Source organism: Nocardioides sp. (assembly GCF_035503875.1).
Classification (GTDB): Bacteria; Actinomycetota; Actinomycetes; order Propionibacteriales; family Nocardioidaceae; genus Nocardioides.
The window spans coordinates 38,601-61,861 of sequence record NZ_DATJTA010000019.1; the positions used below are offsets into that span (position 1 = coordinate 38,601).

Annotated in this window: 24 protein-coding genes; 15 read left to right on the top strand and 9 right to left on the bottom strand. The window is 71.6% G+C overall.

Going from position 1 to position 23,261, the window contains the following annotated elements; translation table 11 throughout:
* The first annotated feature begins 69 nt into the window (after positions 1–69).
* The 5 genes from hsaA to VMF51_RS04995 are packed head-to-tail and all read left to right on the top strand — an operon-like array spanning position 70 to position 4,387.
* A complete protein-coding gene (gene hsaA / locus VMF51_RS04975) occupies positions 70–1,236 on the top strand; it encodes a 3-hydroxy-9,10-secoandrosta-1,3,5(10)-triene-9,17-dione monooxygenase oxygenase subunit (protein ID WP_325473298.1) in 1,167 nt (388 codons plus the stop codon).
* On the top strand, positions 1,236–2,144 hold the full coding sequence (gene hsaD, locus VMF51_RS04980) for a 4,5:9,10-diseco-3-hydroxy-5,9,17-trioxoandrosta-1(10),2-diene-4-oate hydrolase (protein ID WP_325473299.1): 909 nt from the start codon (positions 1,236–1,238) through the stop codon (positions 2,142–2,144). Before hsaA ends, hsaD begins: the two co-directional genes overlap by 1 nt.
* Positions 2,141–3,040, top strand: a complete 900-nt coding sequence (hsaC, locus tag VMF51_RS04985; protein ID WP_325473300.1) for an iron-dependent extradiol dioxygenase HsaC — start codon at positions 2,141–2,143, stop codon at positions 3,038–3,040. Before hsaD ends, hsaC begins: the two co-directional genes overlap by 4 nt.
* Before the next feature lie 11 nt (positions 3,041–3,051).
* Complete coding sequence (locus VMF51_RS04990; RefSeq protein ID WP_325473301.1) at positions 3,052–3,723, top strand: flavin reductase family protein; 672 nt, start codon at positions 3,052–3,054, stop codon at positions 3,721–3,723.
* A gap of 55 nt (positions 3,724–3,778) precedes the next feature.
* Positions 3,779–4,387, top strand: coding sequence for a GrpB family protein (locus tag VMF51_RS04995; protein ID WP_325473302.1), 609 nt, complete (start codon positions 3,779–3,781; stop codon positions 4,385–4,387).
* 66 nt (positions 4,388–4,453) lie between these two features.
* Here VMF51_RS04995 and VMF51_RS05000 read toward each other — a convergent pair whose 3' ends face one another.
* Positions 4,454–5,587, bottom strand: coding sequence for an NAD(P)/FAD-dependent oxidoreductase (locus VMF51_RS05000; protein WP_325473303.1), 1,134 nt, complete (start codon positions 5,585–5,587; stop codon positions 4,454–4,456).
* Positions 5,588–5,905: 318 nt separating this feature from the next.
* Positions 5,906–6,928 (bottom strand): alcohol dehydrogenase catalytic domain-containing protein, encoded by a 1,023-nt coding sequence (locus tag VMF51_RS05005; protein WP_325473304.1) that lies wholly within the window; start codon positions 6,926–6,928, stop codon positions 5,906–5,908.
* Between the two features lie 53 nt (positions 6,929–6,981).
* On the opposite strand from VMF51_RS05005, the gene VMF51_RS05010 reads away from it, so the two are divergent.
* Genes VMF51_RS05010 through VMF51_RS05020 form a run of 3 tightly spaced genes read left to right on the top strand, consistent with a single transcriptional unit; the run spans position 6,982 to position 10,432 of the window.
* Positions 6,982–8,913 (top strand): NAD(P)/FAD-dependent oxidoreductase, encoded by a 1,932-nt coding sequence (locus tag VMF51_RS05010; protein WP_325473305.1) that lies wholly within the window; start codon positions 6,982–6,984, stop codon positions 8,911–8,913.
* Positions 8,910–9,479 (top strand): TetR/AcrR family transcriptional regulator, encoded by a 570-nt coding sequence (locus tag VMF51_RS05015; protein WP_325473306.1) that lies wholly within the window; start codon positions 8,910–8,912, stop codon positions 9,477–9,479. The genes VMF51_RS05010 and VMF51_RS05015 overlap by 4 nt, the downstream gene beginning before the upstream one ends.
* A gap of 17 nt (positions 9,480–9,496) precedes the next feature.
* Positions 9,497–10,432 (top strand): alpha/beta hydrolase, encoded by a 936-nt coding sequence (locus VMF51_RS05020; protein WP_325473307.1) that lies wholly within the window; start codon positions 9,497–9,499, stop codon positions 10,430–10,432.
* On the opposite strand, the gene VMF51_RS05025 is transcribed toward VMF51_RS05020, so the two are convergent.
* A complete protein-coding gene (locus VMF51_RS05025) occupies positions 10,423–10,773 on the bottom strand; it encodes a hypothetical protein (protein ID WP_325473308.1) in 351 nt (116 codons plus the stop codon). The two genes, VMF51_RS05020 and VMF51_RS05025, sit on opposite strands and share 10 nt — an antisense overlap.
* Before the next feature lie 105 nt (positions 10,774–10,878).
* On the opposite strand from VMF51_RS05025, the gene VMF51_RS05030 reads away from it, so the two are divergent.
* Positions 10,879–11,865: a GNAT family N-acetyltransferase gene (locus VMF51_RS05030; RefSeq protein ID WP_325473309.1), complete on the top strand. Its 987-nt coding sequence runs from the start codon at positions 10,879–10,881 to the stop codon at positions 11,863–11,865.
* Between the two features lie 8 nt (positions 11,866–11,873).
* Here the strand turns inward: VMF51_RS05030 and VMF51_RS05035 are convergent, their stop codons facing one another.
* The 4 genes from VMF51_RS05035 to VMF51_RS05050 are packed head-to-tail and all read right to left on the bottom strand — an operon-like array spanning position 11,874 to position 15,377.
* A complete protein-coding gene (locus tag VMF51_RS05035) occupies positions 11,874–12,956 on the bottom strand; it encodes an NAD(P)H-dependent flavin oxidoreductase (RefSeq protein ID WP_325473310.1) in 1,083 nt (360 codons plus the stop codon).
* On the bottom strand, positions 12,953–13,723 hold the full coding sequence (locus VMF51_RS05040; protein ID WP_325473311.1) for a CoA-transferase: 771 nt from the start codon (positions 13,721–13,723) through the stop codon (positions 12,953–12,955). Before VMF51_RS05040 ends, VMF51_RS05035 begins: the two co-directional genes overlap by 4 nt.
* The gene (locus VMF51_RS05045; protein WP_325473312.1) at positions 13,720–14,613 is read right to left on the bottom strand and encodes a CoA transferase subunit A; all 894 of its coding nucleotides are present in this window, start codon (positions 14,611–14,613) and stop codon (positions 13,720–13,722) included. The genes VMF51_RS05040 and VMF51_RS05045 overlap by 4 nt, the downstream gene beginning before the upstream one ends.
* On the bottom strand, positions 14,610–15,377 hold the full coding sequence (locus VMF51_RS05050; protein WP_325473313.1) for an enoyl-CoA hydratase family protein: 768 nt from the start codon (positions 15,375–15,377) through the stop codon (positions 14,610–14,612). The genes VMF51_RS05045 and VMF51_RS05050 overlap by 4 nt, the downstream gene beginning before the upstream one ends.
* 275 nt (positions 15,378–15,652) lie before the next feature.
* On the opposite strand from VMF51_RS05050, the gene VMF51_RS05055 reads away from it, so the two are divergent.
* The gene (locus VMF51_RS05055) at positions 15,653–16,534 is read left to right on the top strand and encodes an SDR family oxidoreductase (RefSeq protein WP_325473314.1); all 882 of its coding nucleotides are present in this window, start codon (positions 15,653–15,655) and stop codon (positions 16,532–16,534) included.
* A gap of 29 nt (positions 16,535–16,563) precedes the next feature.
* On the opposite strand, the gene VMF51_RS05060 is transcribed toward VMF51_RS05055, so the two are convergent.
* Entirely contained in the window at positions 16,564–17,727 is a 1,164-nt protein-coding gene (locus VMF51_RS05060) for a steroid 3-ketoacyl-CoA thiolase (RefSeq protein ID WP_325473315.1), read from the bottom strand.
* A gap of 179 nt (positions 17,728–17,906) precedes the next feature.
* Here VMF51_RS05060 and VMF51_RS05065 point away from each other — a divergent pair, with 179 nt between their 5' ends.
* Together VMF51_RS05065 and VMF51_RS05070 are read left to right on the top strand one after the other, a co-directional pair.
* The gene (locus tag VMF51_RS05065) at positions 17,907–19,088 is read left to right on the top strand and encodes a cytochrome P450 (RefSeq protein WP_325473322.1); all 1,182 of its coding nucleotides are present in this window, start codon (positions 17,907–17,909) and stop codon (positions 19,086–19,088) included.
* Between the two features lie 47 nt (positions 19,089–19,135).
* Complete coding sequence (locus VMF51_RS05070) at positions 19,136–20,377, top strand: cytochrome P450 (protein ID WP_325473316.1); 1,242 nt, start codon at positions 19,136–19,138, stop codon at positions 20,375–20,377.
* A gap of 3 nt (positions 20,378–20,380) precedes the next feature.
* Here the strand turns inward: VMF51_RS05070 and map are convergent, their stop codons facing one another.
* Complete coding sequence (map, locus tag VMF51_RS05075) at positions 20,381–21,148, bottom strand: type I methionyl aminopeptidase (RefSeq protein WP_325473317.1); 768 nt, start codon at positions 21,146–21,148, stop codon at positions 20,381–20,383.
* Positions 21,149–21,240: 92 nt separating this feature from the next.
* On the opposite strand from map, the gene VMF51_RS05080 reads away from it, so the two are divergent.
* The 3 genes from VMF51_RS05080 to VMF51_RS05090 are packed head-to-tail and all read left to right on the top strand — an operon-like array spanning position 21,241 to position 23,212.
* Positions 21,241–21,837 (top strand): ATP-dependent Clp protease proteolytic subunit, encoded by a 597-nt coding sequence (locus tag VMF51_RS05080; protein WP_325473318.1) that lies wholly within the window; start codon positions 21,241–21,243, stop codon positions 21,835–21,837.
* Positions 21,834–22,442 (top strand): ATP-dependent Clp protease proteolytic subunit, encoded by a 609-nt coding sequence (locus tag VMF51_RS05085; RefSeq protein WP_325473319.1) that lies wholly within the window; start codon positions 21,834–21,836, stop codon positions 22,440–22,442. The genes VMF51_RS05080 and VMF51_RS05085 overlap by 4 nt, the downstream gene beginning before the upstream one ends.
* A complete protein-coding gene (locus tag VMF51_RS05090; protein WP_325473320.1) occupies positions 22,439–23,212 on the top strand; it encodes a maleylpyruvate isomerase family mycothiol-dependent enzyme in 774 nt (257 codons plus the stop codon). The genes VMF51_RS05085 and VMF51_RS05090 overlap by 4 nt, the downstream gene beginning before the upstream one ends.
* Positions 23,213–23,261: the final 49 nt, after the last annotated feature.

Consider the following 23,261-nt stretch of genomic DNA (forward strand, 5'->3'; position numbering starts at 1 on the left):
CGGGCGCCCGCTTCACCAAAACGAGAACGTGTTCTAGTATTCCCCTGTCCCACCACGACAGGAGATGTCATGTCCCAGGCTGTTCTCGACGGAGTTCGTGACCTGCTTCCCACCTTCCGGGAGCGCGCCGACGAGGCCGAGCGCCTCCGCGTGGTGCCCGAGGCGTCGATCAAGGAGCTCGAGGACACCGGCTTCTTCCGGCTGCTCCAGCCGAAGCGCTTCGACGGCTTCGAGGCCGACCCGGTGACCTTCTACACCGCGGTGCGCGACATCGCCTCGGCGTGCGGCTCGACGGGGTGGGTCTCGAGCGTCGTCGGCGTGCACCCCTGGCAGGTCGCGCTGTTCGCCGACGAGGCCCAGCAGGCCGTGTGGGGCCAGGACACCTCGACCCGGCTGAGCTCGTCGTACGCCCCGACCGGCAAGGCGACCGTGACCGACGGCGGCTACACGCTCTCGGGCAAGTGGAGCTTCTCCTCCGGCTGCGACCACTGCCAATGGGTGCTGCTCGGCGGCCTCGTGTTCAACGCCGAGGGGCAGGTCGTCGACTTCAAGACGTTCATGGTCCCGCGCGAGAAGTACACGATCGTCGACGTCTGGAACGTCGTCGGCCTCGCCGGCACCGGCTCCAACGACATCGTCGTCGACGACGTGTTCATCCCCGAGGCGTTCACGCTGTCGATGAGCGAGACCGGCCAGTGCCGCGGCCCCGGGCAGGAGCAGAACACCTCCGACCTCTACAAGCTGCCGTTCCACTCGATCTTCACCGGGACCATCACCACGCCGATCATCGGCATGGCCCGCGGCGCGTACGCCGAGCACGTGGAGATGCAGCAGAAGCGCACGCGCGCGGCGTACCTCGGCGAGAAGGCGTCGCTCGACCCGTTCGCCGCCGTGCGGATCGCCAAGGCGTCGTCCGAGATCGACGCCGCCTGGGCGCTGCTGACCAACAACATCCGCGAGGAGATGGACCACGTCGCCCGTGGCGAGAAGATCCCGCTCGGCGTGCGGCTGAAGGTCCGCCGCGACCAGGTCCTCGGCTCCCAGCGCGCCCTCGACGCGATCGACGTCCTCTTCGAGGCGTCGGGCGGTCGGGCACTGGCCACCGGCACGTACCTGCAGCGGGCCTGGCGCGACGCCCACGCCGGCCGGGTGCACGCCGCCAACGACCCCGAGCGGGCGCTGCAGATGTACGGCGCCCACGAGTTCGGCCACAAGGTCGACCCGGGGATGTACTGATGGCCGACCTCTCCCAGGAGGCGACGCGCCGGTCCGCGAAGGCCCGCGACATCACCCTGAACTACTACGAGGCCGGCGAGTCCGGCCCCACGGGCGGCGGGCTGCCGCTGGTGATGCTGCACGGCGGCGGGCCGGGCGCGTCGGCGTGGTCCAACTTCGGCCGGGCGCTGCCGCACTTCGCGTCGCATTTCCGGACGCTGCTGGTCGACCAGCCCGGCTTCGGCGGGTCCGACAAGCCGGCGGTGGTCGGCAACTTCTACCGCCACGCCGCCGACCACGTCGTCGCCCTGCTCGACGAGCTCGGCATCGAGCGGGTGCACCTGCTCGGTAACAGCCTCGGCGGCGGTACGGCGATGCGCCTCGCCCTGACCTATCCCGACCGGGTCGGGCGGCTGATCCTGATGGGGCCCGGTGGGCTCTCGCTGAACCTGTTCCACGCCGACCCGACCGAGGGCGTGCAGCGGCTGATGGACTTCGGGGCGAACCCGACCCGGGAAGCACTGCGCGCGTTCATCTCCACGATGGTCGTCGACCAGTCGCTGGTGACCGACGAGCTGGTCGAGGAGCGGTTCGCCGACGCGACGGCCCCCGGCGCGCAGGAGGCGATGCGCTCGATGGGCATGTCCTTCTGGAACCCGGAGACCGCCGAGGACGGCATGCTCTGGCGCGAGGCGCACCGACTGCGCAAGCACACGCTGCTGACCTGGGGCCGCGAGGACCGGGTCAACCCGCTCGACGGGGCGATGGTCGCGCTGAAGCTCATCCCGAAGGCGTCCCTGCACGTCTTCCCGAATTGTGGGCACTGGGCACAGATCGAGGCCGCGGAGGAGTTCGCCGAGGTCGCGACCGCGTTCCTGGCCCGCCACACCCAATCTCGACAGGCTCGATCACCGGAGGCTTCGCAGTGACGATCGACATCAAGTCCATGGGGTACGTCCGGGTCGCCTCCACGGACCTGACGCAGTGGGACACCTTCGCCGGGAAGGTGCTCGGCCTGGCCAAGGGCCGCGGTCCGAACCCCGAGCACCAGTACTGGCGCATCGACGAGGTGTCGGCGCGCCTGGTCGTCGTCCCCTCCGACGTCGACCAGCTCGACTGCGTCGGCTGGGAGCTCGCCGACCACCGGGCGCTGCAGGACGCGCGCGAGCACCTGGAGAAGGCCGGCGTCGCCTACGAGCAAGGCACCCGCGAGGAGCTCGACGAGCGCCGGGTGCAGGAGCTGGTGCGCTTCCGCGACCCGTGGGACAACGTCTTCGAGCTGTTCCACGGCATCACCTACGAGTCCCGCCCCGTCGTGACGCCGTACGCCGCGACCTTCGTGACGGGCGACCAGGGGATGGGCCACATCGTGCTGCCCGTGCTCGACGACGTGGAGGCGCTGCGCTTCTACACCGACGTCCTGGGCTTCCGGCTGCGCGACTCGATGAGCATGCCCGGCGAGTTCGTCGGCAAGGAGCCCGGCTCGAAGATCTGGCTGCGGTTCCTCGGGGTGAACCCGCGCCACCACTCGCTGGCGTTCCTGCCGATGCCGAACCCGTCCAAGTGCGTCCACATCATGCTGGAGGTCGACCGGCTCGACGACGTCGGCCGGGCGCTGGAGCGGGTCCGCAAGCACGGCGCGCCCCTGTCGGCGACCCTCGGACGGCACATGAACGACGAGATGGTGTCGTTCTACGTCCGCTCGCCCGGCGGCTTCGACGTGGAGTTCGGCACCGAGGGGATGACCGTCGACGACGCCCGGTGGGTGGCTCGCGAGTCGACCGCGGTGTCGTACTGGGGTCACGACTTCGGCGGCGGTCAGTAGGGGAGGGACGGATGGCGAGGGTCGAGACCGTGAGCTCGGGGGCCAGCGCGGAGATCCCGGACGTCCCCGACATCCCCGACGGGATGTCCCCGGACGCGCGCGAGACGTGGCCCAGCCCGGAGCTGATCAGCTCCTGGCTCGGCGACGCCGGCTACGACTTCGAGCTGCGCCCCGGCGAGGACGTCGAGGTCGCCGAGGACCCGGAGGCCCAGGCTGCCGCCCGGCGCTTCCGCGACGTGCTCGGCCGATTCGCCTCGGGCGTCACGGTCGTCACCTCGATCAGCGGCGGCGAGCCCGTCGGGATGACCTGCCAGTCGTTCTCGAGCGTGTCCCTCGACCCGCCGCTGGTGCTGTTCATCCCCGCGAAGACCTCCCGCGCCTGGCCGCTGATCCAGCGCTCCGGACGGTTCTGCGTGAACTTCCTGGCCGCCGAGCAGGCCGAGCTGTCCAACACGATGGCCAGCCGCGGCATCGACAAGTTCGCCGGCGTCGACTGGACCCCGTCCGAGAACACCGGCTCCCCGGTCCTGGCCGGCACCCTCGCCCACGTCGACTGCACCATCCACGCCGTCCACGAGGCCGGCGACCACTACGTCGTCATCGGACGGGTCCTCGACCTGGCCACCTCCGACTCCACCGACCCCCTGCTGTTCTTCCAGGGCAAGTACCGGACCACCTCCTGACCCTGGCCCGCTCGCCGAGAAAGTGACGGGTCGCGCCACGACTAGGCTCGCCGGCATGGACACCCACCCCCTCTGGCGGCCGTACGACGTCCCGAGCGAGGAGGAGATCGCGCAGGCGCGGGTGCGGGCCCACGTGCCGGAGCAGATCGAGGTGGTGCCGCCGGACCCGGCCTGGCCGGCGCGGTACGACGAGGTCCGGCGGCTGGTCGAGCAGGCGCTGGGGGAGCGCGTGCAGGAGATCGTCCACATCGGCTCGACCTCGGTGCCCGGGCTGCACGCGAAGCCGGTCATCGACGTCAGCGTCACGGTGGCCGACACCGAGCGCGAGGAGGACTACCTGCCTGCGCTGGCGGCCGCGGGGTTCGTGTTGACCGTGCGCGAGCCCGAGCACCGTTGCCTCCGGCTCGCGGACCCTCGGACCAACCTGCACGTCTGGAACCCCGGCGCCGCCGAGCCGCGGCGTCACGTGGCGTTTCGCGACTGGCTCACCGGGCATGCCGACGACCTCGCGGCGTACTCCGACCTGAAGTGCTCGCTCGCGGGCGAGGGCTTCACCGACGTGATGCTCTACAACAACCGCAAGGCGGGGTTGATCTACGACATCTACGAGCGGATCTTCGCGGCCGACCCAGAGCATCCGCACACCCCGCAGCCGCGGGCCTGAGCAGGACGCCGCCGACCCGTCGATCCTGCGACGACACGCCGCGAGAGACGCCGAGAAAGTGACGGGTCAGAGGTTCCACTCCCGGCCGAACCACCGACCGATGCGCGAGGCGCCGAAGTCGGCCTTGTCGGCGGCGAGCTCGCGCGAGGGGCCGACCAGGTCACCGGCGGGGGCCTGGCCGCTGAGGAACGTCACGTCCACCTTGGCCACCTGGTCGTCGCCGAACTCCAGGTAGCAGATCCCGCGGCCGTCGTACGACACGTCCGAGGCGGCGCCGCGGGCCCGCGCGACGAGCTGCGCCGCCACGACCGCGGCCTGGCCCTCCGCGAAGACGCCCGCCTTGGGGGTGCCGACGCTGGTGACGTCGCCGACGGCGTACACGTCCTCGAAGCGGGTGCGCAGGGTCAGCGGGTCGACGGGGATCCAGCCGTCCTCGGTGAGCCCGGCGTCGACGACCACGGCGGGCGCGCGGTGGACGGGTACGCCGAGGAACAGGTCGAACGGCAGGGACGAGCCGTCCCCGAGGATCGCCCTGCCCGGCTCGAGGGAGCGGACGAGAGCGCCGGGGCGCCAGGAGATCCCGCGCTCGGCGAACTCGCGCAGCAGTGCCTGCGAGGCGGCCGGCGACGGCGGGATCGGTACGCCGAGCGGCATCACCAGCGAGACCGACGAACTCGCGCGCAGGTCGCGTCGCCGCAGCAGGTCGTGGACGAGCAGCGCCGTCTCGCTCGGCGCCGGCGGGCACTTGAACGGCGTCGAGGTGACCGCGACGACCACGTCGCCGCCGGGGAAGTCGGCGAGCACGTCCCGCAGGGCGAACGCCCCGTCCACCGTGTAGAACTCGTGACCGTGCTCGACCAGCCCCGGGGTCGCGTCGGGGTGCAGGTCGGCTCCCAGAGCGACCACCAGCACGTCGGCCTCGAAGGAGCCGGCATCGGTCTCGACCCGTCTCGCCTCCGGGTCGATCGACTCGACGGTCGCTCGCACGAAACGCAGACCGGGGCGCGCGAGGTCGTCGTACGAGTGCCGGACGTGCTCGGCGGGCGCACGGCCGAACATCACGTCGAGCTTGGAGAAGCCGAACACGAACCCGTCGGCGCGGTCGACGAGCACGACGTCGGCGTCGGGGCCGAGCTCGCGGCACAGGGTCGTGGCCAGCTCGAGGCCGCCGAAGCCGGCGCCGAGGATCAGGAAGCGCATGGGCGGAACCTAGCGGCTGCCCGAGCGGGGGGATAGGCCAGATTCGGGTACGCCGAAACCGCGGGTCGAGCCGTCAACCCTGCGACGACACGCCGCGAGAACCGCCGAGAAAGTGACGGGTCGCGCAGAGGGTCAGATCCGGACGCGGGTCGGGTTGGCCAGCATGCCCTCGGGGAAGGCCTCGGAGGTCGTGTCGGCCTGAGCGGTCTCGGTCACCTCGATGTCGGTCATGGGCAGAACCTATCGACCACGAGGTCACCGGTTGGTTACGGGTCCTCCACGCGAGATGAACGTTCGGCAACGATCCCCGGGAAACCCTCAGGGACGCATCAGGACCTTCACGCAGTCGGCGGTCCGGGCGGCGACGGCGGCGTACGCCGCGGCGGCGTCCGTGAGCGCGAACTCGTGGGTGAAGATCCCCGTGGTGTCGATCCGCCCGTTCCCGATGAGTGGGACGAGCGAGGGCCAGGTGCCCTGGATCGGGGCGGTCGTCATCCGCAGGGTCACGCTGCGGAAGAGCTCCCCCAGGATCGGCAGCGGGTACGGCGCCAGGTCGTGCACGCCGATCACGGAGACCGTGCCGCCGGCGCGCACGGCGCCGAAGGCGTCGTCGAGCGTGGCGTCGAGGGCGACCGCGTCGATGACCGCCTCGGCCCCGCGGCCGCCCGTCGCCTCGAGCACGGCCTCGACGGTCGGGCTGTCGATCGCGATCCCGCCCGCGGCGACCGCCCGGTCGCGGCGACCGGCCACCGGGTCGGCCACGAGCACCTGCCCCGCACCGAGGGCGTACGCCGCGCGGACGGCGCACTGCCCGACCGCGCCCAGGCCGATCACGACCACGGTCGCGCCCGGCGCGAAGTCGGCCCGCTGGGCGCCGGCCCAGCCCGTGGCGAGGTTGTCGGTCAGCAGCAGCGCGGCCTCGTCGCTCATCCCCTCCGGGACGGCGAGCAGCTGGAAGTCGGCCGCCGGCACCGCGAGCAGGTCGCTCTGCGCCCCACCCAGCTCGCCCGCGCCGAAGACCTTGCCCCCCTGCACGCAGGTCACCGGGTCGCCCAGTGCGCACCTGTCGCAGGCGCCGCAGCCGGCGACCGACGAGATCAGGACCCGGTCGCCGACCGCGTACCGGCGTACGTCGGGTCCGACCTCGACGACCCGGCCGACGGCCTCGTGACCGACCGCGACCGGGTAGAGGGGCAGGTCCCCGTCGTAGAAGTGCAGGTCGGACCCGCAGATGGAGGTGGCTTCGACCTGGACGATCGCGCCGTCCGGTCCGGGCAGGGTCGGGTCCGGGCGGGTCTCGACGGTGACGGAGCCCGGGCCCTCGATGACGACGGTTCGCATGGCCGGACGCTAGGGGCGGTAGACAGATCCGCACAAGTGTGTACCAATGCCGCATGCGGAATCCCCACGCCGGCCGGCGGTTCACGGTCGAGGAGATGAGCGACGAGGCGATCGCCGCCGCGCTCGAGGACGTCTCGGTGCCCACGCTGCTCCTCTCGTGCGTGCACATGAGCGACGATCCCGCCGTCCGCGAGCGGATCCTCACCGGGCCGCTGCGCCCCCAGGGCCTGTTCCTCAACGAGGTCCAGGGCTTCATGGCGCCCGAGGCGCAGGCCGAGGCCCGGGCCTTCGCCCTCACGGTGATCCGCGACTGGCGCGACCGCGGCTGCCCCGAGCCCGAGCCGGTCGGCCCGGAGCTGCTGAAGCGGATGATGGACTGGGTCGCCTGTGAGGACGTGGGCGCGGAGTACGTCCCGATGCTGCTGGAGGAGATGGAGCTCGACGGTGCCGACGAGCGTGCCGCGACCCGGCCCGCCGATCCGTCCACGGCCGCCGACCTGCCCGTGGTGGTCATCGGCTGCGGCATGTCCGGCCTGCTCGCGGCCATCCGGCTGCAGGAGGCCGGGTTCCCCTACACCGTGGTCGAGAAGAACCCCGGCGTCGGCGGGACCTGGTGGGAGAACACCTACCCGGGCGCCCGGGTCGACGTCGGCAACCACTTCTACTGCTACTCGTTCGAGGGCTCGGACCACTGGACGGAGTTCTTCTCCCGCCAGCCCGAGCTGCAGGGCTACTTCCAGCGCGTCCTCGAGAAGTACGACGTGGGCCGCCACGTCCGCTGGTCGACCGAGGTCACGGGCGCGACCTGGGACGACGCGTCCGGCACCTGGTCGGTCGCGCTCGACACCGGCGAGACGCTGACGGCGCGTGCCGTGATCTCCGCGGTCGGCATGCTCAACCGCCCGGCGGTGCCCGACGTACCCGGGCGGTTCGACGGTCCCTCGTTCCACACGGCGCGCTGGAACCACGACGTCGACCTCGCCGGCAAGGACGTGGTGATGGTCGGTGCGGGCGCCACCGGCTTCCAGGTGGCTCCGGCGATCGCCGAGCAGGTCGGCCGCCTCACCGTCCTCCAACGCAGCGCGCAGTGGATGTTCCCGAACCCGAACTACCACGCCGAGGTCGGGCCGGGGGTGCGCTGGGCGCTGCGGCACCTGCCGTTCTACGCACGCTGGTACCGCTTCCTGATCTTCTACCCCGGCTGCGACACCGGCCTCGTCGCGGCGCGGGTCGACCCCGGGTGGGAGCCGCAGGAGCGCTCGGTCAGCGAGGCCAACGACCTCGCCCGGATGATGTTCACCGACTGGATCGAGAGTCAGGTCCCCGACGATCCCGAGCTGTTGGCGAAGGTGCTGCCCGACTACCCACCCACCGGCAAGCGCACGCTGCAGGACAACGGCAGCTGGCTGCGCACCCTGCAGCGCAGCGACGTCGAGCTGGTCCGCGCCGGGGTCGAGCGGCTGGAGCCGGACGGCGTCGTCGACTCCGAGGGCCGGTTCCACCGGGCCGACGTACTCGTCTGGGCCACCGGCTTCCGGGCGAACGACTTCCTGCTGCCGATGCGGATCACGGGCCGCGACGGGATCGACCTGCGGGAGCACTGGGGCAGCCGTCCCCGTGCCTACCTCGGCATGACGGTGCCCGGATTCCCCAACTTCTTCTGCCTCTACGGGCCGGGCACCAACCTCGCCAGCGGCGGCAGCCTGATCATCAACTCCGAGATGGAGGTCCGCTACGTCGTGCAGTGCCTGACCGCGCTCGCCGACGGCGGGCTGCGCTCGCTGGAGCCGCGCCGGGAGCGGTACGACGAGTGGTACGACCGCTGCCAGGCCGAGCTGCGCGCCACCGTCTGGGCCTCGCCGCACATCGAGCACAACTACTACACGAACGACGACGGCGAGGTGCACGTGCTGAGCCCCTGGCGGATCGTGGACTTCTGGGCCTGGACCCGCACGGCCGACCTGGCCGACTTCGTGCTGCGATGAGCCGGAGCACCAGGGACCGGCTGCTCGACGCGGCTGAGGAGTGCCTGCGCCGCGACGGCATCCGGCGTACGACGGCCGCAGGCGTCGCGGAGGTGGCGGGCGTGTCGCGGGCCGGGCTCTACAAGCACTTCCCCGACAAGGCGACCCTGCTCTCTGCCGCCCTGATCCGCCGGGACGAGGCGTTCTGGGCCGAGGCCCACGAGCGGGTGGGCAGCGCCGACGGGATGGCCGCCAAGGTGGCCGAGGCCGTCGTGATGTCGCGCGACTCGCCGCTCGGGCCGCTGGCCCTGGAGCTGAGGGAGCGCGAGCCGGATGCGTTCGCGTCGGTCATGGGCACCTTCACCGACGACATCGTCCCGGGCCTCGCGGGCTTCTGGGAGCACCACCTGGAGCTGGCCCGGGAGACCGGCGAGGTCCGTGCCGACCTCGACCTCGCGGGCGCCGCCGAGTGGATCCTGCGCGTCGTCATCTCGCTGGTCGCGGTCCCGGGCGTGGCCGTCGACGTCGACGACCGCGCGTCGGTGCGCGACTACCTGCAGACCTACCTCGTCCCTGCCCTGACCTGAGCCACCCGAGGAGACCCATGGACCCCGCCGACTTCCCGACCCTCGACCCGGACCTGGCGGGCATCGTCGCGCTGCTGCCGGACATGACGGAGTCGCTGGCCGACCTCGCGGGCGCCCGCGCGATGCTCGACGGCTTCGTGCCCGAGGGGCCGGTCCCGGGTGAGGAGCTGGTCGAGACCAGCGAGCAGCCCATCGGTGAGGCGGCGCGGGTGCGGTTCTACCGCCCCCGGCGCGCGACGGGCGAGCTCCCCGGTCTGCTGTACCTGCACGGCGGCGGCTTCTGCCTCGGTGGTCTGGAGCTGGAGCACGGGCTGGCGGTCGAGCTGTGCCACACCCTCGGGGCGGTCGTGGCCAGCGTCGACTACCGGCTGGCGCCCGAGCACCCGTACCCCGCCGGGCTGGACGACTGCTACGCCGCGCTCCAGCTGCTCGCCGCCCGCGACGACGTCGACGCCGCGCGGGTCGCCGTCCACGGTCAGAGCGCCGGGGGTGGTCTGGCCGCGGCGACCGCGCTGCTCGCCCGGGACCGGGGCGGGCCCGCGCTGTGCTTCCAGGCGCTCGGCATCCCCGAGCTCGACGACCGGCTCGACACCCCGTCGATGCGGACCTTCACCGCCACGCCCATGTGGAGCCGGCCGCAGGCGGCGCTGTCCTGGCAGTACTACCTCGGCTCCGGGGAGGCCGACCGGTACGCCGCCCCCGCCCGCGCCGAGGACCTCAGCGGGCTCCCGCCGGCGTACGTCGTCACCTGTGAGCTGGACCCGCTGCGTGACGAGGGCATCGGGTACGCCCTGCGGCTGTTGCAGGCCGGGGTCTCGGTCGAGCTGCACTCGTTCCCGGGAACCGTGCACGGGTCGGCCATCGCGCGGGAGGCGGCCGTGGTCAAGCGGATGGACGCGGAGCTCGTCGACGCGCTGCGCCGGGCGCTGGCGCCGGAGCAGGCTCAGCCGTAGCAGATGTAGAGGCCGACCACGGTGGGGATCAGCCCGAGCAGCAGCCAGGGCGTCGCGATCGGTCGGCGGTGGATGATCAGCGCGACCGCCACGGCGATCACGCCGAAGGCGCCGGCGATCACGTTGAGCCCGATCCGGGCCGGGTCGTTGTTCTCGTTGACGAACGCGGCCGAGACCACGAGTCCCGCGGAGAGGTGCAGGATCGTGGTGGCGAGGAGCACCGACAGGACCCACTTCTGCACGCCCTCGATGGCCTTGCTGCCGGGCGGCGGCGGAGCCGGACGAGGGTTGTCGGGGTCCATCAGGTGCCGGCGACGGCGCGGCGCCTGCTGCTGAGTCATGCCCCGAGCCTACGCCGCACCGGGCCGCGGAACGGCATCCGCCCACCCCCGGAGACGACCGGAAAACGGATGCGGCGACCGGGGTGCGGGGCGCATGCTCGACGGATGATCCTGGACCAGGTCGACCCCGGCGACGCGGCCGCGGTCGACGACTACGTGACGGTCACGAACGCCGTCCGCGCCGCCGACTCGCCCTGGGAGCACCCGCTGACGCCGCACGAGGCGGTCGGCCAGCTCACCCATGGTTGGGACGGCGAGCCGTCGGTCGGGTTCGTCGGGCGCGTGGGCGGATCGCCGGTGGCGGCGGGGGAGTACGCCGTCAGCGAGTACGACAACCGACACGTCGCCTGGGTGGAGGTGAACGTCGCTCCCGGCCACCGACGACGGGGGTACGGCAGTGCCGTGCTCGCTGCCCTCCGTGACCGGGCACGAGCTGAGGGCCGCACGTCGCTGGGGATCGGGGGGTGGGAGTCCCGGGCAGCGGTCGCGTTCGCGACCCGCCACGGGCTCGAGCAGAAGTCGGTCGAGGTCAACCGCCGCCAGTGGCTCGCCGACCTCGACCGCGACGTGCTGGCCGCCGCGCACGCCGAAGCGCTCGCGCACGCGGGCGACTACGAGCTGCTCCGGATCGCCGGCTGCAGCCCGCCCGACCTGCTCCCGGCACTCGCGGTGATGACCGCGGCGATCAACGACGCCCCGACCGACGACCTCGACATCGAGGACAGCGTCTTCCCACCCGAGCGGATCGCGGCGTACGACGCCGCCCAGGCCGCGCGCGGGCACCGGATGTACCGCCTCGTGGCCCGACGCCGTGCGGACGGAGAGCTCGCCGGCCAGTCCGTGGTCGCGGTCGAGGGTGAGCGCCCGGCGCTCGCGGAGCAGCACGACACGTCGGTGGTCGCGGCCCACCGCGGGCACCGGCTCGGGCAGCTCCTGAAGACCGACATGCTGCGCTGGCTGGCCGAGGCCGAGCCGCAGGTCGAGACGATCGACACGTGGAACGCGGAGTCCAACGCGCGGATGATCGACGTCAACGAGCGGCTCGGCTACCGGGTCGTCGGCCGGGGCCTGGTCTTCCAGGGCTCGATCTAGACCTCGACCTAGATCAGGTACGACGCCCCGCGGCGCAGCTCCTCGACGGCTCTCGTGACGACGCGGTCGATCAGCTCCTCGCAGCTCGGCAGGTCGTCGAGCACGCCGACGACCTGGCCGGAGGCGAGGACGCCCGCGCTGGTGTCGCCGTCGACCAGGCCGGACTTGAGCATCGTCGGGGTGTTGGCGGCGAGGGCCATCTGGGCCAGCGAGCGGCCCTGGCTCTTCTTCATCTCCCGGCCGTCCTTGGCCAGCTCGAGCCAGGACATGCCGCTGGACCGCTTGAACTCCAGGGTCCGGCGCAGGGTCGGCCCGAGCCGCTTGACCGCGCTGGTCTCCTCGATCTCCTCGACCAGCCGGGTGCGCAGCATCCGGTGCGGCATCCCGTCCACCTTCGCCGTGACCACGGTGCCGTCGAGGCCGTAGGTGAGGTACAGCTCCTTGACCGCGTCCGGAACGGCCGAGTCGCGGGTCAGCAGGAAGCGGGTGCCCATGCCGATGCCGGCGGCGCCGTACGACAGGGCGGCCGCGAGGCCACGGCCGTCGAAGAATCCGCCGGCGGCGATGACGGGAATCTCACTCCCCACACTTCTCAGGCTGTCGAGCACCGTCGGCAGCAGCAGCGTGGTCGGCACGGCGCCGGTGTGCCCGCCGCCCTCGCCGCCCTGGATCATCACGGCGTCGGCGCCCCAGGAGGCGACCTTGACCGCGTGCTTGGGGGCGCCGACCGACGGGATCACGACGATGTCGTGCTCCTTCAGGCGCGCGATGAGCTCCGGCTTCGGAGCCAGCGCGAACGACGCCACCTTCACGCCGTGGTCGATCAGCAGCTGGCAGCGGGCCTGGGCGTCGCCGGCGTCGGCGCGCAGGTTGACGCCGAACGGCCGGTCGGTGCGGCCCTTGACCTCGACGATCGCCTTCTCGAGCTCGTCGATGGTCATGGTGGCGCTGGCCAGGATGCCGAGGCCGCCGGCGTTCGCCGTACCGCTGACGAGCCGGGGACCGGCGACCCAGCCCATGCCGGTCTGGACGACGGGGTGCCGGATCCCGACCAGTTCGGTCAGGGGCGTGCGGAGCAGCTGGTCGATCACGACGCGGCCTCCGGCTCCGGGACCTCCTTGAAGCGCAGGCCCTTCGGGTCCAGCACCTCGCGGATGAGGATCAGCTCCTCCAGGGTCGGCTCCCGCGTCGTCGGCACGTCGGCCGGCACGTCGAGGGTGAACCCGGTGGCCTCGCGGACCTCGTCGACCGTGACCCCGGGGTGCACGCTCAGCAGCCGCATCGTGTCGCCGGGACCGCCGATGTCGAACACCCCGAGGTTGCTGACCACCCGGTGGATGTCGTTGAAGCGGGTCGCCGCGGGGCCCGCCTCCTTGGCCAGCGCGGGACCGACGCCGGAGACGACGTCCACCCGCTCGACGAAGACGCGCGGGGAGTGCCGGGGGACCCAGTACGACGTCCGGTTGTTCACCGTGTTGCCGGGGGCGCCGCGCGAGCCGAGCAGCTGCCGCGTCGGCTTCGCGAAGTCGCCGATCGCCGAGATGTTCTGGTTGCCGTGGCGGTCGACCTGGGTCGCGCCCATCATCACGTGCCGCCGGCCGTGGGCGACGACGTCGAAGACCTTGCGGAACGGGATCCAGCCCTCGACCACGTCCGCCTTGGCGAACAGCGGCGGGACGCCCGCGAGGAACAGCGACTCACCGTCGGAGATCACCAGGTCGGGGTTGCTGGTCAGCTTGGCCAGCCGCACCCCCAGCATCGGCAGCAGCCCCATCGGGCTGCCGAAGATCTCGCCGTCGTCCTTGAACGCGTCCGCGATCGCTGCGGCGCACACGTCTGCTCGGGTCACGTCGCTCACTTGCCGGCCTCCTGGGCGAAGGCCGCGACCGCGGCCTGGTAGGACTCCTCGTCACCGTCGAGGAAGCGGGCGCTGAACTCCGCCCAGTCCTCGTCGGTGCCCGACGCGGCCTTCACGTAGGCCCGCTGGAACTTCTCGTCACGCTCGTAGTCGGGCGTACAGGTGGTGAAGTGCGCGCCGTTCGGGGTCTCCACGACCCCGTCGACCAGCATCCGGCTGAGCAGCAGCCGCTGCACCGGGGTGTCGACGGTCAGCCCGGCGGTGTCGACGATCTGCTCGACGCTGAGGTACGTCTTGTCAGCGGCCATCGCGAAGAGGTCGTCGAAGTACGGGTCCGGTCCGAGGTACGACGCGTTGCCGTGCCGGTCGGCGCGGTTGAGGTGCACCAGCGCGACGTCGAGCCGGAGGGCGGGGACCGCGACCAGCTCCTCGTGACCGTGACCCTCGTCGTACGGGCTGGTGACGGTCCTCAGGTCGGGGTTGTTGACGAGGATGTCGGAGCCCAGACCCGTGCGCATCGGCAGGAACGGCAGCCGCTGGGCCGCCGCGCGCAGGCCGGTCTGGAACATCCCCTCGTCGAGCTCGACGATCTCGGGGATGGTGCCCTCCTGGCGCGCCTTCTGGAAGTTCGGCTCCAGCGGCACGGAGTCGAGGGAGACGAAGGCGTAGACGAGCTTGCGCACCTTGCCCGCCCGGGTCAGCAGGCCGACGTCGGCGCCGCCCCAGGTCACCAGGGTCAGGTCGGTGAGGTCGCTGCGCAGGATCGCCCGCACCAGCGCCATCGGCTTGCGCCGCGGGCCCCAGCCGCCGATGCCGATGGTCATGCCGCTCTCGAGGGAGCCGACGACCTCGGCGATGGTCATCTGCTTGTCGCGTGGTCCGGTGCTCACTGGTGGGTCCTCTCCCCAGCCTTGTGGGTGCCCGCGAAGGCGTCCCGCAGCTCGTCGCTCACGCCCGAGAGGTTGAGCTCGAAGGTGAAGCCCTGCTCGAAGCGGTAGCTCTTGTTCACGTCGATCGGGTCGATCCCGTTCAGCGCCTCCTTGGCGGCGCGGATCACCCGGGTGTCCTTGGCGGCGATCTCGCCGGCGACCTTCAGGGCGGCGTCGTCGAGCTGGTCGCGGGGGACCACCTCCAGGACGCTGCCGTGCTGGACGAGCTCGCTGGCCTTGATGGTGCGGGCGGTGAAGTACAGCGTGCGCATCAGGTGCTGGGGGACCAGGCGGGCCATGTGCGTGGCCGCGCCGAGCGCGCCCTGGTTGACCTCGGGGACGCCGAAGAAGGCGTCGTCGCTGGCGACCACGCAGTCGGCGTTGCCGACCAGGCCGACCCCGCCGCCGAGGCAGAAGCCGTTGACGGCCGCGACCACCGGCACCGCGCACTCGTAGATCGCCTTGAAGGCGGCGTAGCAGCCCTTGTTGGCGCCCATCAGCGCGTCGAAGCCCGTGGTGTTCTGCATCTCCTTGATGTCGACGCCGGCGTTGAAGCCGCGGCCCTCGGCCCGCAGCACGACCACCTTGGTCGCCATGTCCCGGGAGGCCTCGTCCATCGCCGCGGCGACGTCGAACCAGCCCTGGACGGTGAGCGCGTTGACCGGGGGGTGCGCCATGGTCACGACGCGAATGCCGTCGTCCCGCAGCTCGGAGGTGATCGCCATAGGTCCCAACCTAACATTTGCTTGGTTTACGTGCAGCATGTCGAGTGCTCTGAAAAGTGCGAAGGATGGTGGTGCCCAGTCACGGGCGATGCGCCGGGTGCGAGCCCGGGCAAGGTACGCCGCGCCGCGGGGACGGGCCGTCCGAGTCCAGGTGAGCGGGATCGGGCGAAGCGTCCCGCTCCGTCGGACGGGGCTACCCGGGGAGCGGCGAAACGTGGTGGCGTTGCCCGCGGCGGGGCACTCGCCCGCCTCCTGGTCGGTTCGGAAGGAAACTCATGAGCAAGCTCCTCGAGGGTCGCGTCGCGATCGTGACCGGTGCGGGCCGCGGGATCGGCCGGGCGCACGCGCTCGAGCTGGCCGCCCAGGGCGCGGCCGTGGTCGTCAACGACTACGGCGTCTCGCTCGCCGGCGAGGACACGGGGGAGACGCCCGCCGAGTCGGTCGTGGGCGAGATCGAGGCCGCGGGCGGCCGGGCGGTCGTGAACACGGCCGACGTCGCCGACTTCGAGCAGGCCGCCGCGATGGTGCAGCAGGCGATCGACGCCTTCGGCGGGCTCGACATCCTGGTCAACAACGCCGGGTTCGTGCGCGACCGGATGCTGGTCAACACCTCCGAGGAGGAGTGGGACGCCGTCATCCGGGTGCACCTCAAGGGCCACTTCGCCCCGCTCCGGCACGCCGGCGCCTACTGGCGCGCGGAGTCGAAGGCGGGACGCGAGCGCGCCGCCCGGGTGGTCAACACCTCGTCCGGCGCCGGCCTGCAGGGCTCGGTCGGCCAGGGGACCTACTCCGCCGCCAAGGCCGGGATCGCCGGGCTCACGCTCGTCGCCGCCCAGGAGCTGGGCCGCTACGGCGTCACCGTCAACGCGATCGCCCCCGTCGCCCGCACCCGGATGACCGAGGGCGCCTTCGACACCTCGGGCATGGCGCTGCCCGAGGACAACTCGCCGATCGTGGCCTGGCTCGCCTCCGTCGAGGCCGGTGACGTCACCGGTCGGGTCATTGAGATCGAGGGCGGCAAGATCACGGTCGAGAACGGCTGGGCGCACGGTCCGGCCCACGACCTGGGTGCCCGCTGGTCCGCTCCGGAGGTCGGGCCGGCGCTGCGTGCCCTGCTCGCCAAGGCGCCGGCGCCGGAGCCGGTCTACGGGGCCTGAGCCGGCATCCGGCGCCTGGTCGGGCGCCCTCACATCCGCTCGATGACCGTCCCGGTCGCCATCGCACCGCCGGCGCACATGGAGATGAGTGCGGTGGAGGCGTCGCGGCGCTCGAGCTCGTGCAGGGCGGTGGTGATCAGCCGGGTGCCGGTGGAGCCGACGGGGTGACCGAGGGCGATGGCGCCGCCGTTGACGTTGACCCGGTCCAGGTCCACCCCGTGCTGGCCGGCCCAGGACAGGACGACCGAGGCGAAGGCCTCGTTGACCTCGAAGAGGTCGAAGTCGGAGATGGCCATGCCGGTGCGCTCGAGGACGCGGGTGGTCGCGTCGATGGGGCCGTCGAGGTGGTAGTACGGGTCCGACCCGACCAGGCAGTGGGTGACGATCCGGGCCCGCGGCTTCAGTCCGAGGGCGTCGGCCTTGTCGGAGTCCATGAGCAGGACGGCGGAGGCGCCGTCGGAGATCTGTGAGGACGTGCCCGCGGTGTGCAGGCCGTCGGGGAGCACCGTGCGCAGGCCGGAGAGTCCGTCGAGCGTGGTGTCCCGCAGGCCCTGGTCGGTGTCGACCGTGCGGGTCGCCCCGGTCGGCTGGCCGTGCTCGTCGAGCACGGGGGCCTCGATCGACGCGATCTCGCGCTTGAAGCGGCCCTCGTCGACGGCGACGCGCGCCTTCTGCTGCGAGGCGAGGCCGAAGGCGTCCAGGTCGGCCCGGGTCAGGCCGCGGTTGCGGGCGATCCGGTCGGCCGCCTCGAACTGGTTCGGCATGTCGATCGACCAGTCGTCGGGACGCGGGTCGCCCATGCCGGCCGGCACGTTGGCGCCGAGGGGGATCCGGGACATCGACTCGACCCCGCAGGCGATGCCCACGTCGATCGACCCGCCGGCGATCATGTCGTGGACCAGGTGGGCGGAGACCTGGCCGGAGCCGCACTGGGCGTCGACGGCGGTGGCGCCGGTGCGCTGCGCGAGGCCGGCGTGGAGCCAGGCGCGGCGGACCATGTCGTTGGACTGCTCCCCGGCCTGGGTCACGCAGCCGCCGACCACCTGGTCGACGAGCTCCGGGTCGACCCCGGCCCGGCGCAGCACCTCCGACTGGGCGAATCCGAGGAGCACGGCGGGGTGCACGCCGGCGAGCCAGCCCTTGCGCTTGCCCAGGGGAGTGCGGACGGCGTCGACGATCACAGGAGTGCCCATGGCGCAGAAAGTAGAACAGGTTCTCGTTCCTCGACAAGTCTCCTTGGCAGGACGTACCGAGAGTATGTAACGTGGACCACTAGAACCTGTTCCAGATCAGAAGGGCTGTCAGGGTGACCACCACTGCCTCCACGCCGAGCTCCGTACCGCTCGATTTCGATCCGACGGATCCCGACGTGATGCGCGAGCGCGTGCCCCACGAGGAGCTGCTCGCCCTGCGCCGTACCGCGCCGGTCTCCTGGGTCGCCCAGGACGAGGCCGCTCGCGGCGGCTTCCCCGACCACGAGGGGTTCTGGGCGCTCAGCAAGCACGCCGAGGTCGCCGCGGTCTCCAAGGACCAGACCAACTTCTCCACCCAGGAGAACGGCGTGATCATCCGCTTCGCGCCGGAGATGACCAAGGAGGAGCGCGAGCAGACCGGCTTCCTGCTGATCAACCACGACGCTCCCGACCACACCAAGCTGCGCCAGATCGTCTCGCGGGCGTTCACGCCGCGCGCGATCAACGCCCTGCACGACGGTCTGGAGGAGCGCGCCCGCACGATCGTCGCGGAGGCGGTGGCCAAGGGCGAGGGCAACTTCGTCGAGGACGTCGCCGCCGAGCTGCCGCTCCAGGCGATCGCCGACCTGCTCGGGGTGCCGCAGGAGGATCGCGGCAAGCTCTTCGAGTGGTCGAACCAGATGATGTCGTACGACGACCCCGAGGTCGAGGGCGACCAGATGATCGCCTTCATGGAGATCCTGGCCTACTCCATGGCGCTCGCCGACGAGCGCCGCAAGAACCCCGCTGACGACATCATCACCAAGCTGGTCACCGCCGACGTCGACGGCCGCGGCCTCACCGACGACGAGTTCGGCTTCTTCCTGATCCTGCTCGCGGTGGCCGGCAACGAGACCACCCGCAACGCGATCACCTGGGGGATGCACGCGTTCATGCACGACCCCGCGGCGTGGGAGCTCTACCGCCGCGAGCGGCCGGCCACGGCGGTCGACGAGATCATCCGCTGGGCCACCCCGGTGACCGTCTTCCAGCGCACCGCGCTGAACGACGTCGAGGTCGGCGGCGTACCGGTGAAGAAGGGCGACCGCGTCGGGCTGCTCTACGCGAGCGCGAACTTCGACGAGGACGTGTTCGAGGACCCGCACACCTTCAACATCATGCGCGACCCGAACCCGCACCAGGCGTTCGGCGGGCACGGGGCGCACTACTGCATCGGGGCGAACCTCGCGAAGCTGGAGGTCGACCTCATCTTCAAGGCGATCGCCGACCTCGCCCCCGACATCCGCCCGCTGGGCGACCCGGTCCGGCTGCGCAGCGGCTGGCTCAACGGCGTGAAGGAACTCCGCGTCGCCTACCGGTGACGCACGCACCTCCGGCATCTCGGACACCGCAGCGAAAGGAAGCAGACGTGACCACCACCGACGTCCTCCCCGAGGGGTTCGACTTCACCGACCCGGACGTGATCCAGCGGGCGATCCCGCACGACGAGTTCCGGGCGGCCCGGCAGCACGCGCCGATCGTCTGGATCGAGCAGGACGAGACCTGGCGCAGCGGCTTCGCCCCGGAGTCCGGCACCGGCTACTACGCCGTGACCCGGCACGAGGACGTCGCCGCCATCTCCAAGGACAGCAAGAACTGGTCGACGGCCGAGAACGGCGCGATCATCCGCTTCCCCGAGGCGATGAGCCGGGAGCAGATCGAGCTGCAGCGGGTGATCCTGATCAACCAGGACCCGCCCGAGCACGCCACCACCCGGCAGATCGTCTCCCGCGGCTTCACCCCGCGCTCGATCAACGAGCTCGAGGAGACGATGGTGCAGCGGGCCAACTCCATCGTGAAGGACGCGGTGGGGCGCGGCACCGGCAACTTCGTCGAGGAGATCGCGGCCGAGCTCCCGCTCCAGGCGATCGCCGACCTGATCGGCGTACCCCAGGAGGACCGGCACAAGCTCTTCGACTGGTCCAACCAGATGCTCGCCGGTGAGGACCCCGACTACGCGGGCAACCAGGACATCGCCGCCGCCGAGATCCTCGGGTACTCGATGCTGCTCGCCGCCGACCGGCAGGCCAACCCGCGCGACGACCTGATCACCAAGCTGATCAACGCGCACAAGGGCGAGCGCGGCCTCACCGACGACGAGTTCGGGTACTTCGTGATCCTGCTGGCCGTGGCCGGCAACGAGACCACCCGCAACGCGATCACCCACGGGATGAACGCCTTCTTCGAGAACCCCGAGCAGTGGGAGATCTGGAAGCGCGACCGGCCCGCCACGATGATCGACGAGGTCGTCCGCTGGGCCACGCCGGTGACGGTCTTCCAGCGCACCGCGCTCAACGACGTCGAGCTCGGCGGGGTGCAGTTCAAGAAGGGCCAGCGGGCCGCGCTGTTCTACTCCAGCGCGAACTTCGACGAGACGGTCTTCGAGGACCCGTTCACCTTCAACATCCTCCGCGACCCCAACCCCCAGCTGGGCTTCGGCGGCCACGGCAACCACTACTGCCTGGGCGCCAACCTCGCCCGCCAGGAGATCCGGGTCATCTTCGACGCGCTCGCCGACCACGCGCCGGACATCACCCGCCTGGCCGAACCGGCGCGGCTGCGCCACTCCTGGGTCAACGGGATCAAGGACCTGCAGGTCAAGTACGCGTAACCCTCAGCCCCGGGCGGTCAGCACCAGCGGACCGTCCGGGGTGATGGCCACCGTGTGCTCCATGTGGGCGCCGCGGGAGCCGTCGCCGCTGCGCAGCGTCCAGCCGTCGGCGTCGGTGTAGATCTCGTCGGTGCTGTGCAGGAACCACGGCTCGATGGCGATCACCAGGCCCGCCTTCAGCTTGAAGCCCCGGCCGGCCGTGCCGTCGTTGGGGATGTGCGGGTCGCCGTGCATCGTGCGGCCGACGCCGTGACCCCCGAACTGGGTGTTGATCCGCAGGCCGGCCGCCCGGGCGACGCCGGCGATGGCGGCCGAGATGTCGCCGATCTTGTTGCCGACCGTCGCCGCCGCGATGCCCGCGTCCAGGGCGCGTCCGGTGGTGGCGATCAGGTCCAGGTCCTCCTGGCGAGGGGTGCCGACGACCACGCTGAGCGCGGAGTCGGACACCCAGCCGTCGACGCTCGCGGCGAAGTCGACGCTGAGCAGGTCCCCGTCGCGCAGCACGTAGTCGTGCGGCAGGCCGTGCAGGACCGCGTCGTTCACCGAGGTGCACAGCACCTTGCCGAACGGCGAGGCACCGAAGGACGGGTGGTAGTCGAGGTAGCAGGACTCGGCCCCGCGCTCGCGGATCATCTCGTGGGCGACGGCGTCCAACTCGAGCAGGTTCACCCCGACGTCGGCCACCTCGGCGAGCCGGGTGATGACATCGGCCACGAAGCGCCCGGCGGGGCGCATCTGCTCGATCTGGGTCGGGGTGCGGAGCTCGATCACGTCCCCGAGCCTAGGGGGCGTCTCCGCCCGGAGCAGAACCGCCGGGAGCGGAATCGCTGGGAACCCGTCGTACGCCGGACCACGCTGGGCGCATGACCTCGACGCTCACGCCCTCCGCAGCCGACCGGCTGCTCCACCAGCGCATCCTCGTGCTCGGCCAGCAGGTCGACGACGACATCGCCAACCGGCTCTGTGCCGAGCTGCTGCTCCTGTCCGCGGAGGACCCGCGCCGCGACATCAGCCTCTACATCAACTCGCCCGGCGGCTCGGTCTCGGCCGGGCTGGCGATCTACGACACCATGCGGCTGATCCCCAACGACGTCAGCACGCTCGCGATGGGTCTCGCGGCGAGCATGGGCCAGTTCCTGCTCTCGGCCGGTACGCCGGGCAAGCGGTTCGCCCTCCCGCACAGCCGGGTGCTGCTGCACCAGGGGTCGGCCGGGATCGGCGGCACCGCGATCGACATCGAGATCCAGGCCGAGAACCTGGAGCACACGAAGAACGTGATGATCGGCCTGATCGCCGAGCACACCGGCCAGCCGGTGGAGAAGGTCGAGCGTGACGCGCTCCGCGACCGGTGGTTCACCGCGCAGGAGGCGCTGGACTACGGCTTCGTCGACGCGATCCTGGCCGACGTCGCCGACGTGACGCCGTCGTACCCGGCCAACCGGATGGGGCTGGCGCGATGAGCACGTACACGATCCCCAGCGTCGTGGAGAAGACCGTGCGCGGCGAGCGGGCGGTCGACATCTACAGCCGGCTGCTCACCGACCGGATCGTCTACATCGGCACCGAGATCGACGACGGCGTCGCCAACGTGGTGATCGCCCAGCTGCTGCACCTGGAGTCGGAGAACCCGGAGTCGCCGATCAACCTGTACCTCAACAGCCCCGGCGGCTCGGTGACGGCGATGCTGGCGGTCTACGACACGATGCAGTTCATCCGCTCGCCCGTCGGCACCACCTGCATCGGGCAGGCGGGATCGTCCGCGGCGGTGCTGCTGGCCGCGGGGGAGCCGGGGCAGCGGATGGTCCTCCCGCACGCGCGGGTGGTGCTGCACCAGCCGTCCGGCGGCGGCCAGGGCACGCTGCCCGACCTGGCGCTGCAGGCCAAGGAGATCGTCCGACTCCGCTCGGAGATGGAGCAGATCCTGGTTCGGCACACGGGCCAGGACCTCGACCGGCTGCGCGAGGACACCGACCGCGACCTGGTCCTCACCGCCGCCGAGGCCGTGGCGTACGGCGTCGCGGACGGCGTCCTGGAGAGCCGCAAGGCGCTACCGTCGCTCGCATGAGCCTCCTCCTCGACCGGACGATCGCCTCCCTGCGTGCCCACCACGACGACCTCGCCCGGCTGGTGCCGACGCTGACCGGAGAGCAGCTCGCCGGTCCCAGCGGCGCCTCGGAGTGGACCGTCGCCCAGGTGCTCTCGCACCTCGGCAGCGGCGCCGAGATCAGCCGCAAGCCGATCGCGGCGGCCGCCGGGCTCCCGTACGACGACGAGGACAACCAGACGGTGTGGGCGCGCTGGGACGGCTCGCAGCCCGGCGAGCAGGCGAGTGCGTACGTCGAGCACGACGCCGCCTACCTCGCGACGCTGGAGTCGCTCACGCCCCCGCAGCAGGCCGGCCTGAGCGTCGACATGGGCTTCCTGCCCGCACCGGTGCCGCTCCTGGTGGCGGTCGGTATGCGGCTCAACGAGGTCGCGAACCACGCCTGGGACGTCAAGGTCGCCCTCGATCCCGCCGCCCGCCTCGACGCCGAGGCCGCGGCGATCCTGCTCGAGCTGATCGCGGGCGACCTGGGCTTCATGCTCACGTTCTCCAGCCGGCCCGACCAGGTCTCCGGACCGGTCACGGTCGACATCCCCGGCGGCGGCCTGGCGATCGGCGACTCCGTGAGCGTCACGACCGGCCCGGTGGTCGCGGGGGCGGCCTTCGACGGCCCGCAGGAGGCGGTCATCCGGCTGCTCAGCGGCCGGCTGCGTCCGCCGTACGACGCGGGCGTGAGCGTGAGCGGCCACGTGACGCTGGACGAGCTCCGCGCCGTCTTCCCCGGCTACTAACCGTCGAGTCGGCAGAAGTTGCGGTCAGACCTGACGGCAACTTCTGCCG

Coding starts and splice junctions, on each gene's coding strand:
- VMF51_RS05090 (WP_325473320.1), top strand. CDS start 22,439: ATGAGCCTCCTCCTCGACCGGACGATCGCCTCCCTGCGTGCCCACCAC.
- hsaA (WP_325473298.1), top strand. CDS start 70: ATGTCCCAGGCTGTTCTCGACGGAGTTCGTGACCTGCTTCCCACCTTC.
- VMF51_RS05030 (WP_325473309.1), top strand. CDS start 10,879: ATGATCCTGGACCAGGTCGACCCCGGCGACGCGGCCGCGGTCGACGAC.
- VMF51_RS05020 (WP_325473307.1), top strand. CDS start 9,497: ATGGACCCCGCCGACTTCCCGACCCTCGACCCGGACCTGGCGGGCATC.
- VMF51_RS05015 (WP_325473306.1), top strand. CDS start 8,910: ATGAGCCGGAGCACCAGGGACCGGCTGCTCGACGCGGCTGAGGAGTGC.
- VMF51_RS05005 (WP_325473304.1), bottom strand. CDS start 6,928: ATGCGAACCGTCGTCATCGAGGGCCCGGGCTCCGTCACCGTCGAGACC.
- VMF51_RS05065 (WP_325473322.1), top strand. CDS start 17,907: ATGCGCGAGCGCGTGCCCCACGAGGAGCTGCTCGCCCTGCGCCGTACC.
- VMF51_RS05085 (WP_325473319.1), top strand. CDS start 21,834: ATGAGCACGTACACGATCCCCAGCGTCGTGGAGAAGACCGTGCGCGGC.
- VMF51_RS05025 (WP_325473308.1), bottom strand. CDS start 10,773: ATGACTCAGCAGCAGGCGCCGCGCCGTCGCCGGCACCTGATGGACCCC.
- VMF51_RS05000 (WP_325473303.1), bottom strand. CDS start 5,587: ATGCGCTTCCTGATCCTCGGCGCCGGCTTCGGCGGCCTCGAGCTGGCC.
- VMF51_RS05080 (WP_325473318.1), top strand. CDS start 21,241: ATGACCTCGACGCTCACGCCCTCCGCAGCCGACCGGCTGCTCCACCAG.
- VMF51_RS05060 (WP_325473315.1), bottom strand. CDS start 17,727: ATGGGCACTCCTGTGATCGTCGACGCCGTCCGCACTCCCCTGGGCAAG.
- VMF51_RS05010 (WP_325473305.1), top strand. CDS start 6,982: ATGCGGAATCCCCACGCCGGCCGGCGGTTCACGGTCGAGGAGATGAGC.
- VMF51_RS05055 (WP_325473314.1), top strand. CDS start 15,653: ATGAGCAAGCTCCTCGAGGGTCGCGTCGCGATCGTGACCGGTGCGGGC.
- hsaD (WP_325473299.1), top strand. CDS start 1,236: ATGGCCGACCTCTCCCAGGAGGCGACGCGCCGGTCCGCGAAGGCCCGC.
- VMF51_RS05050 (WP_325473313.1), bottom strand. CDS start 15,377: ATGGCGATCACCTCCGAGCTGCGGGACGACGGCATTCGCGTCGTGACC.
- VMF51_RS04995 (WP_325473302.1), top strand. CDS start 3,779: ATGGACACCCACCCCCTCTGGCGGCCGTACGACGTCCCGAGCGAGGAG.
- VMF51_RS04990 (WP_325473301.1), top strand. CDS start 3,052: ATGGCGAGGGTCGAGACCGTGAGCTCGGGGGCCAGCGCGGAGATCCCG.